The 17,178-nt window shown below is 43.5% G+C and carries 11 protein-coding genes; 9 read left to right on the top strand and 2 right to left on the bottom strand.

Annotated features, from left to right (window positions below; translation table 11 throughout):
- Positions 1–24: 24 nt before the first annotated feature.
- Positions 25–1,869: a glutamine--fructose-6-phosphate transaminase (isomerizing) gene (glmS, locus tag AB5217_RS00455; RefSeq protein ID WP_008776596.1), complete on the bottom strand. Its 1,845-nt coding sequence runs from the start codon at positions 1,867–1,869 to the stop codon at positions 25–27.
- Between the two features lie 362 nt (positions 1,870–2,231).
- Between glmS and gltB the strand changes: the two genes are divergently transcribed.
- From gltB to AB5217_RS00435, 4 genes are all read left to right on the top strand, one after another.
- Positions 2,232–6,782: a glutamate synthase large subunit gene (gene gltB, locus AB5217_RS00450; RefSeq protein WP_074638392.1), complete on the top strand. Its 4,551-nt coding sequence runs from the start codon at positions 2,232–2,234 to the stop codon at positions 6,780–6,782.
- A 119-nt stretch (positions 6,783–6,901) separates the two neighbouring features.
- Positions 6,902–8,242: a glutamate synthase subunit beta gene (locus AB5217_RS00445; protein WP_004303693.1), complete on the top strand. Its 1,341-nt coding sequence runs from the start codon at positions 6,902–6,904 to the stop codon at positions 8,240–8,242.
- Between the two features lie 214 nt (positions 8,243–8,456).
- The gene (gene asnB / locus AB5217_RS00440) at positions 8,457–10,124 is read left to right on the top strand and encodes an asparagine synthase B (RefSeq protein ID WP_032844594.1); all 1,668 of its coding nucleotides are present in this window, start codon (positions 8,457–8,459) and stop codon (positions 10,122–10,124) included.
- A 171-nt stretch (positions 10,125–10,295) separates the two neighbouring features.
- Positions 10,296–11,063, top strand: a complete 768-nt coding sequence (locus tag AB5217_RS00435) for a glycerophosphodiester phosphodiesterase family protein (RefSeq protein ID WP_032844596.1) — start codon at positions 10,296–10,298, stop codon at positions 11,061–11,063.
- A 246-nt stretch (positions 11,064–11,309) separates the two neighbouring features.
- Here AB5217_RS00435 and AB5217_RS00430 read toward each other — a convergent pair whose 3' ends face one another.
- Complete coding sequence (locus tag AB5217_RS00430; RefSeq protein ID WP_004300083.1) at positions 11,310–11,606, bottom strand: thioredoxin family protein; 297 nt, start codon at positions 11,604–11,606, stop codon at positions 11,310–11,312.
- Between the two features lie 414 nt (positions 11,607–12,020).
- On the opposite strand from AB5217_RS00430, the gene dapF reads away from it, so the two are divergent.
- The 5 genes from dapF to AB5217_RS00405 all read left to right on the top strand — a co-directional run bounded on the left by dapF (position 12,021) and on the right by AB5217_RS00405 (position 17,065).
- Positions 12,021–12,830, top strand: coding sequence for a diaminopimelate epimerase (gene dapF, locus AB5217_RS00425; protein ID WP_032848892.1), 810 nt, complete (start codon positions 12,021–12,023; stop codon positions 12,828–12,830).
- 60 nt (positions 12,831–12,890) lie between these two features.
- Positions 12,891–14,123 (top strand): LL-diaminopimelate aminotransferase, encoded by a 1,233-nt coding sequence (locus AB5217_RS00420; RefSeq protein ID WP_032854219.1) that lies wholly within the window; start codon positions 12,891–12,893, stop codon positions 14,121–14,123.
- A 132-nt stretch (positions 14,124–14,255) separates the two neighbouring features.
- Positions 14,256–15,017 carry a hypothetical protein gene (locus AB5217_RS00415; protein ID WP_004303700.1) on the top strand — a complete coding sequence of 254 codons (762 nt, stop codon included), beginning with the start codon at positions 14,256–14,258 and terminating at the stop codon, positions 15,015–15,017.
- A gap of 144 nt (positions 15,018–15,161) precedes the next feature.
- Positions 15,162–15,518, top strand: coding sequence for a P-II family nitrogen regulator (locus AB5217_RS00410; protein ID WP_004303701.1), 357 nt, complete (start codon positions 15,162–15,164; stop codon positions 15,516–15,518).
- Between the two features lie 107 nt (positions 15,519–15,625).
- The gene (locus AB5217_RS00405; protein WP_368112738.1) at positions 15,626–17,065 is read left to right on the top strand and encodes an ammonium transporter; all 1,440 of its coding nucleotides are present in this window, start codon (positions 15,626–15,628) and stop codon (positions 17,063–17,065) included.
- Positions 17,066–17,178 lie beyond the last annotated feature (113 nt).

Genomic DNA, 17,178 nt, shown 5'->3' with positions numbered 1-17,178 from the left:
CTATATATTAGTTACTACTTAAAGTTACTCTACTGTTACCGACTTCGCCAGATTTCTCGGCTGATCCACATCCATCCCTTTGCATACCGCAATGTGGTAAGCAAGAAGTTGCAGAGGTACCGTAGTTATTAACGGATCGAGACATTCGATTGTTTCAGGAAGTTCGATACTACAGTCAGCGATTTTGCTGATAACGGTATCTCCTTTCGTCACAAATGCAATCACTTTTCCTTTCCGTGCCTTAATCTCCTGAATATTACTTACTACTTTTTCATACAACCCATTCTGCGTAGCAATCACCACTACCGGCATTTCCGCATCGATCAGGGCAATCGGTCCATGCTTCATCTCCGCAGCCGGATAACCTTCGGCGTGAATATACGATATTTCTTTCAATTTCAATGCACCTTCCAGAGCAACGGGATAACTATATCCGCGTCCCAGGTAAATAAAATTATGCGCATAAGTGAAAGTTTTCGATAACTCCGCCAAAGTATCATTCAATTCCAACACCTCTTTCATTTTTTCCGGAATATGATTTAACTCCTGTACGATTGAAAGATAATGCTGTTCGTCAATGGTTCCTTTCGCTTTGGCAAGTGTCAATGCCAACATCGCCAATACAGTGACCTGTCCGGTAAATGCTTTGGTAGAAGCCACCCCGATTTCTGGACCCACATGAATATATGAACCGGTATGAGTGGCACGGGGAATAGAAGAGCCGATCGCATTGCAAATGCCATATATAAATGCCCCGCGGCTTTTCGCCAATTCCACAGCAGCCAATGTATCTGCCGTCTCGCCACTCTGGGAGATTGCTATCACCACATCCTGCCCGTCAATCACCGGATCACGGTAGCGGAATTCGGAAGCATACTCCACTTCCACCGGTATGCGGCAAAAACTCTCAATCAGATGCTTACCGATCAGTCCGGCATGCCAGGAAGTTCCGCAAGCAACAATAATAAACCGTTTGGCATTCAGCAGCTTTTCCCGGTGATCTATCACAGCAGAAAGCACCACATTATCAGCTTCCACATTGATACGTCCGCGCATGCAATCACGAATACAATCGGGCTGTTCGAAAATCTCTTTCAACATAAAGTGCGGATATCCCCCTTTTTCCAACTGACCGAGGTTGAGTTCCACCTTCTTTATTTCAGGTATCATTTCGACATTGTTCAAGTTGACTACCTTCAACTCCTTCCCCAGATTCAAAACAGCTATTTCCCCGTCTTCCAGATAAACCACTTTATCAGTATATTCTACAATCGGAGTAGCATCTGAAGCAAGAAAGAACTCATTCTCTCCAATCCCCACTACCAATGGACTGCTCTTACGGGCAGCAATAATCTCATCGGGATGCTCCTTATCAAGAATCGCAATCGCATAAGCACCAATTACCTCCCCTAACGCCAACTGAACAGCCGTCAACAGACTGACCTGATTAGTGACTTTCATGTATTCTATTAATTGAACGAGGACTTCGGTATCTGTACTACTTTTAAAAATATAGCCTTTGGCTTGAAGTTTTTCTTTGAGAACGGCGTAGTTTTCAATAATACCGTTATGAATGAGAGCGAGCTTTTCGGAAGAAGAGTAATGAGGGTGGGCGTTAGCAGAACAAGGTTCCCCGTGAGTAGCCCAACGGGTATGGGCAATTCCGATTGTACCGGAAATATCTTTCTGTGTGACGAAATTTTCAAGATCAGAGACTTTTCCTTTCGTCTTATACACATTTAACTGTTGGTCATCACTAATGATTGCTACCCCCGCGCTGTCATATCCACGATACTCCAGTCGCTTCAGCCCTTTGATAAGGATAGGGTAGGCTTTTCGTTTACCAATATAGCCTACTATTCCACACATATTATGATATTTTTATTTCGCCTGCAAATATACACATTACAAATAACATAAAGACAACAAAAAGCATATTTATTTGACAGAAACGCATAAAAAAGTTGCAAACACATCAAAAAGTTAAATAATATATTATTTTTAGCTCAAAAAGAAACAAATTACAATCAGCTTCAAATAAGGATAAATAAGCTAACAAATTAAAAGCAAATTTCCCGTTTTTAATAACAAATTAAAAGAATAAAGATTCCTATTCTCATTTCGCGTCACACAAAAGCTAAATTTCACTATCATTTTGAAATTAAAATATTAACTTTGCCAAACAATTTGATACATCAAACAGGTATTATCATACAATAAAGCTAGTAAGAATGAAGAAACAAGAACTTTTTAACAACGTAACAGAAGGATTCCCTTACCAACGACAGCCCCAACAGATGGGCTTGTACGATGCGGCATACGAACACGATGCCTGCGGTGTCGGTATGCTGGTTAACATTCATGGAGAAAAGTCACACGACATTGTTGAGTCGGCTTTAAAGGTATTAGAAAACATGCGCCATCGCGGTGCCGAGGGTGCGGATAACAAGACCGGTGACGGTGCAGGTATCATGCTTCAAATTCCGCATGAGTTTATTTTATTACAAGGTATTCCTGTCCCCGAAAAAGGACGGTACGGCACAGGATTATTGTTTTTACCGAAAAACGAAAAAGACCAGGCAGCTATTCTAAGTATTATTATTGAAGAAATTGAAAAAGAAGGACTCACATTGATGCATTTGCGCAATGTGCCCACCTGCCCCGAAATCCTGGGAGAATCGGCTCTGGCAAACGAACCGGACATCAAACAAGTGTTCATCACCGGATTTACGGAAACGGAAACTGCCGACCGGAAGTTATATCTGATCCGGAAAAGAATCGAAAATAAAGTCAGATTGTCATCTATTCCGGCAAAAGACGATTTTTATGTTGTGTCACTCTCTACCAAAAGCATTATATATAAAGGTATGCTTTCATCATTACAGCTGCGCAACTATTATCCGGACCTGACAAATAGCTATTTTACCAGCGGACTGGCATTGGTGCACTCTCGTTTCAGTACCAATACATTCCCTACATGGGGATTGGCACAGCCGTTCCGTCTGCTGGCACACAACGGTGAAATCAATACTATCCGTGGTAACCGCGGATGGATGGAAGCCCGTGAAAGTGTACTCTCCACTCCCACTTTAGGCGATATAAAAGAAATCCGCCCGATTATACAACCGGGCATGAGCGACAGTGCTTCTCTGGACAATGTGCTGGAGTTCCTGGTGATGTCAGGATTGAGCCTGCCACATGCCATGGCTATGCTCGTGCCGGAATCTTTCAACGAGAAGAACCCGATCAGTGAGGATCTGAAATCATTCTACGAATACCACTCCATCCTGATGGAACCGTGGGACGGACCGGCCGCACTACTATTCAGCGACGGACGATTTGCCGGAGGTATGCTCGACCGCAATGGCCTGCGCCCTGCCCGTTATCTGATTACTAAAAACGATATGATGGTAGTGGCTTCGGAAGTCGGTGTTATGGATTTCGAACCGGGAGACATCAAAGAAAAAGGTCGCTTACAGCCCGGCAAAATCCTGCTGGTAGATACGGAAAAAGGCGAGATCTACTATGACGGCGAACTGAAAAAACAGTTGGCTGAAGCCAAGCCTTACCGCACCTGGCTATCTACCAACCGAATCGAACTGGATGAACTGAAAAGCGGGCGCAAAGTTCCTCATCACGTAGCAAACTACGACCGGATGCTTCGTACTTTCGGCTACTCCAAAGAGGACATCGAAAGGCTGATTATGCCGATGGCAAGCACCGGAGCAGAACCGATCAATTCAATGGGTAACGATACGCCACTCGCCGTACTTTCAGATAAACCACAGTTGCTTTACAACTATTTCCGTCAGCAATTTGCACAGGTAACCAATCCGCCCATTGATCCACTTCGTGAAGAACTGGTGATGTCATTGACGGAATACATTGGAGCAGTCGGTATGAATATTCTGACGCCCAGTGAAAGTCATTGCAAAATGGTACGCCTGAATCATCCGATTTTAAGCAATACCCAACTGGATATTCTTTGTAATATCCGGTATAAAGGCTTCAAAACAGTCAAACTACCCATGTTGTTTGAGGTTGCAAAAGGGAAAGCCGGACTGCAGGAAGCACTGACCCATCTTTGTAAAATGGCGGAAGAATCCGTGACGGAAGGTGTAAACTACATTGTCCTGACCGACCGTGAGGTGGATATTACCCATGCTGCCATTCCATCATTGCTGGCAGTAAGCGCTGTTCATCACCACCTGATTTCAGTTGGTAAACGGGTGCAAACGGCATTGATCGTAGAAAGTGGTGAAATACGTGAAGTGATGCACGCCGCGTTATTGTTGGGTTTCGGAGCAAGTGCCCTGAATCCTTACATGGCATTCGCTGTCCTCGACCGACTGGTAAAAGACAAAGATATTCAGTTGGATTATACCACTGCTGAAAAGAACTATATCAAATCCATCTGTAAAGGCTTGTTTAAAATCATGAGTAAGATGGGTATCTCTACGATCCGCTCCTATCGTGGTGCTAAGATTTTCGAAGCTGTCGGTTTGAGTGAAGAATTGAGCAAGGCTTATTTTGGAGGACTCGGTTCACCGATCGGAGGTATCCGTCTGGAAGAAATAGCCAGAGATGCCATTGCTTTCCATAAAGAAGGATTTGAAAGTATTAAAAATGAAGAGTTATTAAAAAATAACGGTTTGTATGCTTTCCGTAAAGATGGAGAAAAGCACGCATGGAATCCGGAAACAATCAGCACTCTGCAATTGGCTACACGACTGGGGAGTTATAAAAAATTTAAAGAGTACACCCATCTGGTAGACGAAAAAGAGAAGCCTATTTTCCTTCGTGACTTTCTGGGATTCCGTCGTAATCCGATTTCAATCGATCAGGTAGAACCGGTGGAAAACATTCTGCATCGTTTCGTCACGGGGGCTATGTCTTTTGGTTCTATCAGCAAAGAGGCTCATGAGGCAATGGCTATTGCCATGAATAAAATTCACGGACGCAGTAATACCGGTGAAGGTGGCGAAGACGCTGCCCGTTTCCAACCGCTGCCCGATGGCAGTTCTTTACGAAGTGCAATCAAGCAGGTAGCTTCCGGTCGTTTCGGTGTAACGGCAGAATATCTGGTTAATGCGGACGAAATTCAAATCAAGATAGCACAGGGAGCCAAACCGGGTGAAGGCGGACAACTACCGGGATTTAAAGTGAACGATGTGATTGCGAAAACACGTCATTCCATTCCGGGAATTTCGCTGATTTCTCCTCCGCCTCATCATGATATTTATTCGATTGAGGATTTGGCACAATTAATCTTCGATTTGAAAAATGTAAATCCACAGGCCAAAATCAGTGTGAAACTGGTAGCAGAAAGCGGCGTCGGTACGATTGCTGCGGGTGTGGCAAAAGCAAAGGCGGACCTAATTGTCATCTCTGGTGCTGAAGGGGGAACAGGTGCTTCTCCGGCTTCTTCTATCCGCTATGCGGGTATCTCACCGGAATTGGGATTGAGCGAGACACAGCAAACACTGGTTCTGAACGGACTTCGTGGCCAAGTAGTTCTGCAAGCCGACGGACAACTGAAAACCGGACGTGACATCATCTTAATGGCACTAATGGGTGCCGAAGAATATGGCTTCGCCACCTCGGCATTGATTGTATTAGGGTGTGTAATGATGCGCAAATGCCATCAGAATACTTGTCCGGTGGGAGTTGCCACACAGAATGAAGAGTTACGTAAACGCTTTCATGGACGCAGTGAATATTTAGTAAACTTTTTCACATTCCTGGCACAGGAAGTCCGCGAGCATTTGGCTGAAATGGGATTCACCCGGATGGATGACATCATCGGGCGTACAGACTTAATCGAGCGCAAGTCCGATGCCAATGACCCAAATCCGAAACATGCTTTAATCGACTTCACCAAATTGCTGGCACGTGTTGACAACAGTGCGGCTATCCGTCATGTCATCGACCAGGATCATGGAATTTCTGCTGTAAAGGATGTAACCATCATCGATGCCGCACAGGAAGCTATCGAACATGAGAAAGAGATTTCTTTAGAATATACGATTGCCAATACAGACCGTGCAATAGGTGCTATGCTTTCCGGAGTAATCGCCAAGAAATATGGTGCCAAAGGATTGCCGGAACATACGCTGAATGTAAAATTCAAAGGTTCGGCAGGTCAATCTTTCGGAGCTTTTCTCGTACCGGGAGTTAACTTTAAACTGGAAGGTGAAGCGAATGATTACCTGGGTAAAGGATTGAGCGGCGGGCGTATCTCCGTATTACCTCCTATCCGCAGCAATTTCGAAGCCGAAAAAAATACAATCGCCGGTAATACCTTGCTTTATGGCGCAACAAGCGGTGAAGTATATATCAACGGCCGTGTAGGAGAACGTTTCGCTGTTCGTAACTCCGGCGCAGTTGCCGTCGTAGAAGGCGTGGGTGACCATTGTTGCGAATACATGACCGGAGGTCGTGTGGTAGTCCTCGGACAAACCGGACGTAACTTTGCAGCCGGTATGAGTGGCGGTGTAGCTTATGTATGGAACAAAGACGGCAACTTCGATTATTTCTGTAACATGGAAATGGTGGAACTGTCACTCATCGAAGAAGCCAGCTACCGGAAAGAGTTGCACGAACTAATCCGCCAGCATTACCTCTACACAGGCTCGAAACTGGCACGCATCCTGCTCGACAATTGGAATCATTACGTAGATCAATTCATCCAAGTAGTGCCCATCGAATACAAAAAAGTACTGCAGGAAGAACAAATGAGAAAGTTACAACAAAAAATTGCAGATATGCAAAGAGACTATTAGATTTACAATTTGACTATTTACAATTTACTATTTGAATGTATAGTATAGTCTGTAAATAGTCAAATAGCAAATGATAAGATAGTCTAGAAATAGTAAATCGTCAAATAGTAAATAACAAGATGGGAGATCCTAAAGCATTTCTAAATATACCTCGACAAGAGGCGGGATACCGCCCTGTAAACGAGCGAATCGCTGACTATAGTCAGGTAGAACAGACTTTGAATACAAACAGCCGTAAATTGCAGGCGTCACGCTGTATGGATTGCGGTGTACCTTTCTGTCATTGGGCATGCCCGATAGGAAATAAACAACCGGAATGGCAGGATGCATTATACAGGGGAAAATGGAAGGAGGCATACGAAGTATTGTCGTCTACTTGCGATTTTCCTGAATTTACAGGACGTATTTGTCCTGCTCTTTGCGAGAAATCGTGTGTGTTGAAACTTTCCTGCGATCAGCCGGTGACTATTCGCGAGAATGAAGCAGCTATCGTAGAAGCGGCTTTTCGTGAAGGATATATACAAGTAAAGACGCCGGAAAGAAACGGAAAGAAAGTGGCGGTGATTGGTGCAGGTCCTGCTGGATTGGTGGTGGCTAATCAGCTGAATTTAAAAGGATATAGCGTTACTTTATTCGATAAGGATGAAGCGCCCGGAGGATTATTACGATTCGGTATTCCTAATTTCAAACTGGATAAAAATGTAATTGACCGACGGATGAAGATATTGGCTGCAGAAGGAATACAGTTTGAGATGGGAGTAGAAATAGACGTTAATCATTTACCGGAAGGATTCGATGCTTACTGCATCTGTACCGGAACCCCCACTGCACGTGACTTGAGTATTCCGGGACGTGAACTGAAAGGGATTCATTTCGCACTCGAAATGCTGGCACAACAGAATAGGATTCTGGCAGGACAGACTTTCCCGAAAGACAAGTTGGTAAATGCCAAAGGCAAAAAGGTTCTCGTGATAGGTGGCGGAGACACTGGTTCCGACTGCATCGGAACCAGTGTGAGACAGGGAGCCGTCAGTGTCACTCAAATCGAAATCATGCCGAAACCTCCTGTCGGCTACAATCCGGCTACTCCTTGGCCACAATGGCCGGCAGTCTTCAAAACGACTTCCAGCCATGAAGAAGGTTGTACACGCCGCTGGTGCCTGGCTTCCAATCAGTTCCTCGGAAAGAATGGAAAAGTGACAGGTGTAGAAGTGGAAGAAGTAGAATGGATTCCGGCAGCAGATGGCGGACGTCCCACAATGAAACCAACAGGGAAGAAGGAAGTCATCGAGGCTGATATGGTATTATTGGCGATGGGATTCCTGAAACCGGAACAACCCAAATTTGCAAAGAATGTATTTCTTGCCGGTGATGCCGAGACTGGTGCCAGCTTAGTAGTACGCGCCATGGCAGGAGGACGAAAGGCTGCTGCGGAAATAGATGCTTATCTAATACAATAAGGTTTGCAACAGTGTACAACAAGAAGCTCGATTGCTATTATCGGTTCGTTCCATATCTGTAGAACTAAAGAATAACAGATATGGAACTAAAGGAAAACAGTTGTGGAACTAAACGATAACAATTATGGAACGAATTAAGAATACCTAGTCAGCTTCTTAGAAATAGCGAATAAACAATCAACAGATTACATTACCCCCTCTAAAAATTAAAGTTATGTGTGGAATAGCAGGTATACTCAACATCAAAGTTCAAACGAAAGAGCTAAGAGATAAAGCACTGAAAATGGCCCAGAAGATCCGTCATCGCGGACCGGACTGGAGTGGAATCTATGTAGGCGGAAGTGCCATCCTGGCACACGAACGTCTTTCCATTGTCGACCCGCAAAGTGGCGGACAGCCGTTATACTCTCCCGATCGTAAACAAGTGCTCGCCGTCAACGGTGAGATTTACAATCACCGTGATATTCGCGCTAAATATGCGGGAAAATATAACTTTCAGACCGGAAGTGACTGTGAGGTAATTCTTGCCCTTTACAAAGATAAAGGCATCCATTTTCTGGAAGATATTAGCGGTATCTTTGCTTTCGTTCTTTATGATGAGGAAAAGGATGAATTTCTAATTGCCCGTGATCCGATAGGGGTTATTCCTTTATATATAGGAAAAGATAAAGAGGGAAAAATCTACTTCGGCAGCGAGTTGAAAGCCCTTGAAGGATTTTGCGACGAATATGAAATATTTCTCCCCGGACATTACTTCTATAGTAAAGAGGGAAAAATGAAACGTTGGTATTCGCGCGACTGGACAGAATATGAAACCGTAAAAGAGAATGATGCACAAACCGTTGATGTGAAAATAGCATTAGAAGAGGCTGTACACCGCCAGTTAATGAGTGACGTACCGTACGGAGTGCTTCTTTCGGGCGGGTTGGATAGTTCTGTCATCTCCGCCATTGCCAAAAAATATGCGGCAAAGCGTATAGAAACAGACGGAGCGAGTGATGCGTGGTGGCCTCAACTCCACTCCTTCGCTATCGGACTAAAAGGTGCTCCCGATTTGATTAAAGCACGTGAAGTGGCTGAATATATCGGTACTGTTCATCACGAAATAAACTATACTGTTCAGGAAGGTTTGGATGCCCTGCGTGATGTCATTTATTTCATCGAGACATACGATGTAACCACGGTACGCGCTTCCACTCCCATGTACCTACTGGCACGTGTCATCAAATCGATGGGTATCAAAATGGTGTTGAGCGGTGAAGGCGCCGATGAAGTTTTCGGTGGTTATCTGTATTTCCACAAGGCTCCCACTCCACAGGCATTCCACGAAGAAACAGTACGTAAACTTTCAAAGTTGCACATGTACGATTGCCTCCGCGCCAATAAAAGTTTGTCAGCATGGGGAGTAGAAGGACGTGTTCCTTTCCTTGATAAAGAATTCCTCGACGTAGCCATGAACCTGAATCCGAAAGCTAAAATGTGCCCCGGAAAAAACATCGAGAAACGAATTGTTCGCGAAGCCTTTGCCGAGATGTTACCGGAAAGTGTGGCGTGGAGACAAAAAGAGCAGTTCAGTGACGGTGTAGGATATTCATGGATTGACACATTGAGGGAAATCACAGCTGCTGCTGTGAGCGATCAGCAAATGGAACATGCTGCCGAACGCTTCCCTATCAACACGCCACAAAATAAAGAAGAATACTATTATCGCAGTATCTTTGAAGAGCATTTCCCCAGTGAAAGTGCAGCACGCACCGTACCCAGTGTTCCCAGTGTGGCCTGCTCCACAGCAGAAGCGCTGGCGTGGGATATTGCTTTCAGGAATCTGAATGAGCCTAGCGGACGTGCGGTGAGAGGAATACACGAAGAGGCCTATACTTAACTGATAAGAATAACAGAATCTGCTCTTTCTGTTATTCTTTTGTAACATTTCTATTTTAAAATCTCAAGGATTAACGCAGATTAGCATATTATTGTCTGATTTGCGTTTTCTTTTTTATAATTTTGAGGCCAAACCAAATTAAATCTATCAAACTTTTAAAAGACCAAACAAATGAATTTAAAAAAAATGATGATGGCTTCTGCCCTTCTAATGGTTGCTTGCTGTATGCAGGCACAGACAAAAGTGATAGCCCACCGTGGATTCTGGAAAACTCCGGGATCATCACAAAACAGTATTTCATCACTTCTAAAAGCAGATTCCATCGGTTGTTACGGTTCAGAATTTGACGTATGGATCGCTAAGGATAACAAGTTGGTGGTCAACCATGATCCCGTATACAAGATGAGACCGATGGAGTATTCCAAAGGTGACGCACTGACCGGACTTAAATTATCCAACGGAGAAAACTTACCCAGCCTGGAACAATATCTGGAAGCCGGGCAAAACTGTAATACCCGACTGATTCTCGAACTGAAAGCACATAGTAACAAGAAACGTGAAACCAAAGCCGTACAGGGAATCCTTGCCATGGTGAAGAAAATGGGACTGGAAAACCGCATGGAATATATCACGTTCTCCCTGCATGCCATGAAAGAGTTTATCCGCCTGGCTCCTGCCGGTACTCCGGTATTTTACCTTAACGGGGAACTGTCTCCCAAAGAATTAAAGGAACTCGGTGCTGCCGGTCTTGATTATCACATGGGAGTGATTAAGAAACACCCCGAATGGATCAAAGAAGCTCATGAACTCGGCTTGAAAGTAAATGTGTGGACTGTGGACGAAGTGGAAGATATGAAATCGCTGATCGAACAGAAAGTAGATTTCATTACCACCAACGAACCAGTCATCTTACAAGAAGAACTGAAAAAACATCAATAAGATAAAATCATTACAAAGTAAACTATTTTAATATCCGTCTTTAAAGAAACAGCTCGTTCCTTTAAAAGAAACAGGATGTTTCTCGGTGTCGAACGGGTGGTTCCTTTAAAAGGAACCACCCGTTTCTTTTAAAGGAAAAATGAGCTTTTATAACAAACTAAATACCAGCATATTAAGAACACTCATTTTTTCATCTGAAAAAGAAAGGGTCATTTTCATATATGCCAATAAAAGATTACAAACGATTTACTGGAAATCATCTAATACCTCTTTCAGCTCTCCTACCGTAAGCTCTCCTACCTGTCTCCATAATTCATGTCCCTTATGCAATAAAAGAAAGGCGGGCACTGTTTCTACATTATGCGCATCGGCTATTGTTCTATTTTCTTCAGCATTCACTCTTATCAATTCTACAGTTCTCTTTTCGTAAGTCCGAAGCACAGGACCTATCCACTCATAATGAGGTGACCAGTCGGCATAAAATACTACCAACACCAAATGGTTGGTCTTAACTGCTGTTTCTAATTGTTTCTCTATATTCATATCTCTACGTTTTTATATTAATGATAGTGCTAAAACAATGAATACAGAAAAAGGTTCTTCAGCATATCCGGTGAGCAATATGATAGATAAATAGGGGTTTTCACTTTCATATCGTCAAAAGGAAAAGGATATATTTCTTGTTTTTATAGCTGATTTCACTGATTATCAAGGCTAAATATTTTTCATATATTATGGAAGAATATGCAAAACAATTCATCCAAATAACAGTTTATTAATATATAAACAGGTATAATTTCAAATTATAACTAAATGTGGCCGTATATAAAGCGATTATAAGTTTGAAGAAAATAAATAGATATTAGATATACTTTTTAGTAAAATATAAAGCAAAAAGTCATATCTTTGCATCGTAATAAAACAAAAGGTTACAACAATCAACAAATATAAATCAAAATGACAACAAAGATTAAGTTCACAAAAATGCATGGAGCGGGAAATGACTACATATATGTAGACACAAGCCAATATCCGATAGCCGACCCTGCAAAGAAGGCAATCGAATGGAGCAAGTTTCATACAGGAATCGGAAGTGATGGACTTATATTGATTGGTGTCTCTGATAAAGCGGATTTCAGCATGCGCATTTTCAATGCGGACGGTTCGGAAGCTATGATGTGCGGTAACGGAAGCCGTTGTGTAGGCAAATATGTATATGAATACGGCTTGACTGACAAAACAGAAATTACGCTGGATACACGATCAGGAATAAAAATCCTGAAACTGCATGTAGAGGGAAAAACAGTTAGTGCAGTCACCGTAGACATGGGTAGCCCGTTGGAAACAGAAGAGATTCAGTGGGGAGGAAAGTATCCTTTCCGGTCGACCAAAGTATCAATGGGTAATCCGCATCTCGTCACATTTGTTGAGGACATCACCCAGATTAATTTACCGGAAATCGGTCCTGAACTGGAGAATCATCCTCTTTTTCCCGACAGAACCAATGTGGAGTTTGCACAGATTGTCAGCAAAGACACCATACGGATGAGGGTGTGGGAAAGAGGATCGGGAATCACTCAAGCTTGCGGGACAGGTGCTTGCGCCACAGCAGTAGCCGCCTTCATCAACGGACTTACAGGAAGAAAAAGCGATGTAATCATGGATGGAGGGACAGTCACCATTGAATGGGATGAAATCTCCGGGCATATATTAATGACCGGACCGGCAACCAAAGTTTTCGATGGGGAGATTGAGGATAAGTATTAAAAAAGTATTAAGTATCAGGTATTGAGTATTAGATTTTGCAGAACTTAAAACAATAACAAGATGGCATTAGTAAACGAACATTTTTTGAAGTTACCGGGAAGCTATTTATTCTCGGACATAGCGAAAAAGGTAAATACCTTCAAGATAACACATCCTAAACAGGATATTATCCGGTTGGGTATCGGTGATGTCACCCAACCGCTTCCGAAAGCGTGTATCGAAGCCATGCACAAAGCGGTAGAAGAGCTGGCCAGCAAGGATACATTCCGCGGATATGGTCCTGAACAGGGATATGATTTTCTGATTGAAGCAATTATAAAAAATGACTTTATTCCACGTGGGATTCACTTCTCGGCGTCCGAGATATTTGTCAGTGACGGTGCCAAAAGCGATACCGGAAATATAGGCGATATTCTTCGCCATGACAATAGCGTAGGTGTTACAGATCCCATCTATCCGGTTTATATAGACAGCAATGTCATGTGCGGACGCGCCGGAGTGTTGGAAGAAGAGACGGGCAAATGGAGTAATGTTACTTATATGCCTTGCACAAGTGAGAACAACTTTATTCCGGAAATTCCAGACAAACGGATAGACATTGTTTATCTCTGCTATCCGAACAACCCGACAGGAACAACCTTAACCAAACCGGAACTGAAGAAATGGGTGGACTATGCATTGGCAAACGATACATTGATTCTGTTCGATGCCGCTTATGAAGCATATATCCAGGACGAAAATGTCCCCCACTCTATCTATGAGATTAAGGGAGCTAAAAAGTGTGCGATCGAATTCCGTAGTTTTTCAAAAACGGCAGGATTTACCGGAGTACGCTGCGGATATACCGTGGTTCCGAAAGAACTCACCGCCGCCACTCTGGAAGGCGACCGCATACCGCTCAACAGATTGTGGAACCGCCGCCAGTGCACCAAGTTCAACGGTACTTCTTACATTACCCAACGGGCTGCAGAAGCCGTTTACAGTGCAGAAGGCAAAATACAGATTAAAGAAACAATCGACTATTATATGACCAACGCCCAAATTATGAAAGAGGGATTGGAAGCCGCAGGACTGAAAGTGTATGGAGGAGTCAACGCTCCCTACTTATGGGTGAAAACTCCGAACGGGCTTTCGTCATGGCGATTCTTCGAACAGATGTTGTATGAAGCCAATGTGGTCGGTACCCCCGGTGTAGGCTTCGGACCAAGCGGTGAAGGATATATCCGGCTAACTGCATTTGGTGAACGCAACGACTGTATCGAAGCGATGAGAAGAATAAAAAACTGGCTATAAGAATTTTGAATAACTTCTCCTAGTCTATTCATAACCAGTGATTTTTCAATTTACTTGATAGTATTTCGCGCGCTACTATATATACATGGACCGTACATCCACATTTTTCTAACTATTAAAGGTAAAAAGACGATGAAAACGACGATTAACAAAAAAATGAGGGTAATAACAGTAGCATTATTACTGTCAGGGCTTGTCCCGTCTACAATGATGGCACAAGATAAGGTAGAAGCTTCCGTTGGAGCAGATCTGGTAAGTGGTTACATCTGGCGCGGCCAGGATTTAGGCGGAGTGAGCGTTCAACCCTCACTGGAAATCTCTTACAAAGGTTTCTCACTCGGAGCATGGGGATCGGTAGGATTCGAATCGACGGACACAAAAGAGTTCGATTTAACTCTTGGTTATTCGATAGGCGGTTTTAGCGTTTCAGTGACGGATTATTGGTTTAATACCCAAGTAGAAACTGGCATAGACGATGATGGAGAAACGATCTTTGCAACTAACAAGTATTTTAAATACGGAGCTCATTCAACGGCTCATGTATTTGAAGCACAAGTCGGATATGACTTCGGACCACTGGCAGTCAACTGGTATACAAATTTTGCAGGTGCCGACGGCGTGAAAGAAAATGGCAAAAGGGCTTATTCTTCTTACCTCGCACTTAGCGCACCATTCAAATTGGGAGGTCTCGACTGGACAGTAGATTTAGGTATGGTTCCTTGGGAGACAACTTTCTACAATGGCTATACAAGTGGGTTCTGCGTATCAGACGTAAGTCTCGGAGCTTCCAAGGATATCAAAATCACAGATTCCTTCTCCGTTCCGGCATTTGCCAAGGTATCTGTCAATCCACGGACAGAAGGAGCCTACTTCGCATTCGGATTAAGTTTTTAAGAGAGAGAATATAGAATATCAAAGAGCGTATAGGGATCAGGTAGTTAGAGTTTAGATTTTATCGGTTTGTTGTATGGTAACCTACTATGGCTGCCACACCCTATACCTCTTTCTTTTACAGGTCAACACTAATATTTAAGGTATATGAAAAAGATTGAAGCTATTATCCGTAAAACCAAATTCGAGGACGTAAAAGACGCCCTACTCGAAGCGGACATCGAATGGTTCTCTTATTACGATGTAAGAGGTATTGGAAAAGCACGGCAAGGACGTATCTACCGTGGCGTAGTATATGACACCAGCACCATTGAACGAATTTTGATCTCTATTGTCGTACGCGACAAAAATACCGAGAAAACAGTGCAGGCTATCATCAAAGCTGCACAGACCGGAGAAATCGGTGACGGACGTATTTTCGTCATTCCTATCGAAGACGCTATCCGGATACGCACTGCCGAACGTGGTGACATAGCCCTCTACAATGCAGAACAAGAACGTTAATCGGCAGCGGCAAGGTGCCGCTCCCAGGTTTCCTTGCGGATTATAACGTTTATAAAGAGGTTTACAACATCACTAATAAATAATAGGTATAAAATAAGATAATTATTATGGATACAAAATATAAAAGCCATAGCTTCATAAAGTTGTGGATAGCCACTACTATATTCATTTTGTGCTGTTTTACTACTGATATGTCGGCACAAAACGCAGCCGCTGCCGATACAGTTGCAGCAGTTACAGAAACAATTACCGAAGTCGTTGCAGCTCCTGCCGAAGAAGCATCAGCAGCTCCCGATACGGTTGGTGAATTAGCTCTTGGATTAAATACTGTATGGATGTTGCTTGCAGCAATGCTCGTATTCTTCATGCAGCCGGGATTTGCATTAGTAGAAGCAGGTTTTACCAGAGTGAAAAATACTGCCAACATTCTGATGAAGAACTTTGTAGACTTCATGTTCGGCTCTTTACTATACTGGTTTATCGGTTTCGGATTGATGTTCGGCGCAGGCGGATTCATCGGAATGCCTCACTTCTGCGACCTTTCTTTCATTAATAATGGTTTGCCAACCGAAGGATTCCTCATATTCCAAACCGTATTCTGTGCGACAGCAGCTACAATTGTATCAGGAGCCATGGCAGAACGAACAAAATTCTCCATGTATATAGTCTACACCATCTTTATCAGTGTACTGATTTATCCGATATCCGGTCACTGGACATGGGGCGGAGGCTGGCTGATGAACGGTGAAGAAGGTTCTTTCATGATGAGTCACTTCGGCACTACATTCCATGACTTTGCCGGTTCTACAGTCGTTCACTCTGTAGGTGGATGGATTGCTTCGGTAGGTGCTGCCATTCTTGGTCCCCGTATCGGTAAATATGGTAAAGACGGCAAATCAAAAGCTATCCCAGGCCATAGCCTGACTATTGCTGCACTGGGGGTATTCATTCTTTGGTTCGGATGGTTCGGATTCAACCCCGGTTCTCAATTGGCAGCAGCAACCGAAGCCGACGCAATCGCTATTTCCCACGTATTCCTGACAACGAACCTGGCTGCTTGTGCCGGTGGTTTCTTTGCTCTGTTGGTGAGCTGGATGAAATATGGAAAACCATCCCTGTCATTGACACTGAATGGTATCTTGGCAGGTCTGGTAGGTATCACAGCAGGATGTGACGCAGTATCTCCCGCAGGAGCAGCCTTGATAGGTGCGATATGTGGTGTCGTAATGATATTCTCCGTTGACTTCATTGACAAGGTTTTAAAGATAGACGATCCGGTAGGTGCATCTTCCGTACATGGTGTGTGTGGTTTTTTAGGAACGATTCTCACAGGTTTGTTCTCTACCAGTGAAGGTTTATTCTATGGATACGGTTTCGGATTCCTCGGTGCACAACTATTCGGAGCATTGGTAGTAAGTGCATGGGCAGCAGGCATGGGATTCATCATTTTCAAAACGCTTGATAAGATTCACGGACTTCGCGTTCCGGCACGTGTCGAAGAAGAAGGTCTTGACATTTACGAACACGGTGAATCTGCTTACAACTAAGTTACTTATAATTAAAAGTAAGTCTACTCATCAGTAAGTGAATTAGGCTATATAGATTAAAAAGATTTATCCCGGGCGGGCCTGACCGCCTTCCCGGGAACCACACAGAGAAA

The sequence above is a fragment of the Bacteroides sp. MSSM.1001136sp1_RTP21357st2_D2_RTP21359_211015 genome, from assembly GCF_040913205.1.
GTDB classification, from domain to species: domain Bacteria; phylum Bacteroidota; class Bacteroidia; order Bacteroidales; family Bacteroidaceae; genus Bacteroides; species Bacteroides ovatus.
Note: the sequence above shows the minus strand (reverse complement) of the source record. Positions and strands in the feature narration are given on the sequence as shown.

What these genes read in the sequence shown, in the direction of transcription:
- glmS (WP_008776596.1), bottom strand. Translation starts at nt 1,869, where the DNA reads ATGTGTGGAATAGTAGGCTATATTGGTAAACGAAAAGCCTACCCTATC.
- gltB (WP_074638392.1), top strand. Translation starts at nt 2,232, where the DNA reads ATGAAGAAACAAGAACTTTTTAACAACGTAACAGAAGGATTCCCTTAC.
- AB5217_RS00445 (WP_004303693.1), top strand. Translation starts at nt 6,902, where the DNA reads ATGGGAGATCCTAAAGCATTTCTAAATATACCTCGACAAGAGGCGGGA.
- asnB (WP_032844594.1), top strand. Translation starts at nt 8,457, where the DNA reads ATGTGTGGAATAGCAGGTATACTCAACATCAAAGTTCAAACGAAAGAG.
- AB5217_RS00435 (WP_032844596.1), top strand. Translation starts at nt 10,296, where the DNA reads ATGAATTTAAAAAAAATGATGATGGCTTCTGCCCTTCTAATGGTTGCT.
- AB5217_RS00430 (WP_004300083.1), bottom strand. Translation starts at nt 11,606, where the DNA reads ATGAATATAGAGAAACAATTAGAAACAGCAGTTAAGACCAACCATTTG.
- dapF (WP_032848892.1), top strand. Translation starts at nt 12,021, where the DNA reads ATGACAACAAAGATTAAGTTCACAAAAATGCATGGAGCGGGAAATGAC.
- AB5217_RS00420 (WP_032854219.1), top strand. Translation starts at nt 12,891, where the DNA reads ATGGCATTAGTAAACGAACATTTTTTGAAGTTACCGGGAAGCTATTTA.
- AB5217_RS00415 (WP_004303700.1), top strand. Translation starts at nt 14,256, where the DNA reads ATGAAAACGACGATTAACAAAAAAATGAGGGTAATAACAGTAGCATTA.
- AB5217_RS00410 (WP_004303701.1), top strand. Translation starts at nt 15,162, where the DNA reads ATGAAAAAGATTGAAGCTATTATCCGTAAAACCAAATTCGAGGACGTA.
- AB5217_RS00405 (WP_368112738.1), top strand. Translation starts at nt 15,626, where the DNA reads ATGGATACAAAATATAAAAGCCATAGCTTCATAAAGTTGTGGATAGCC.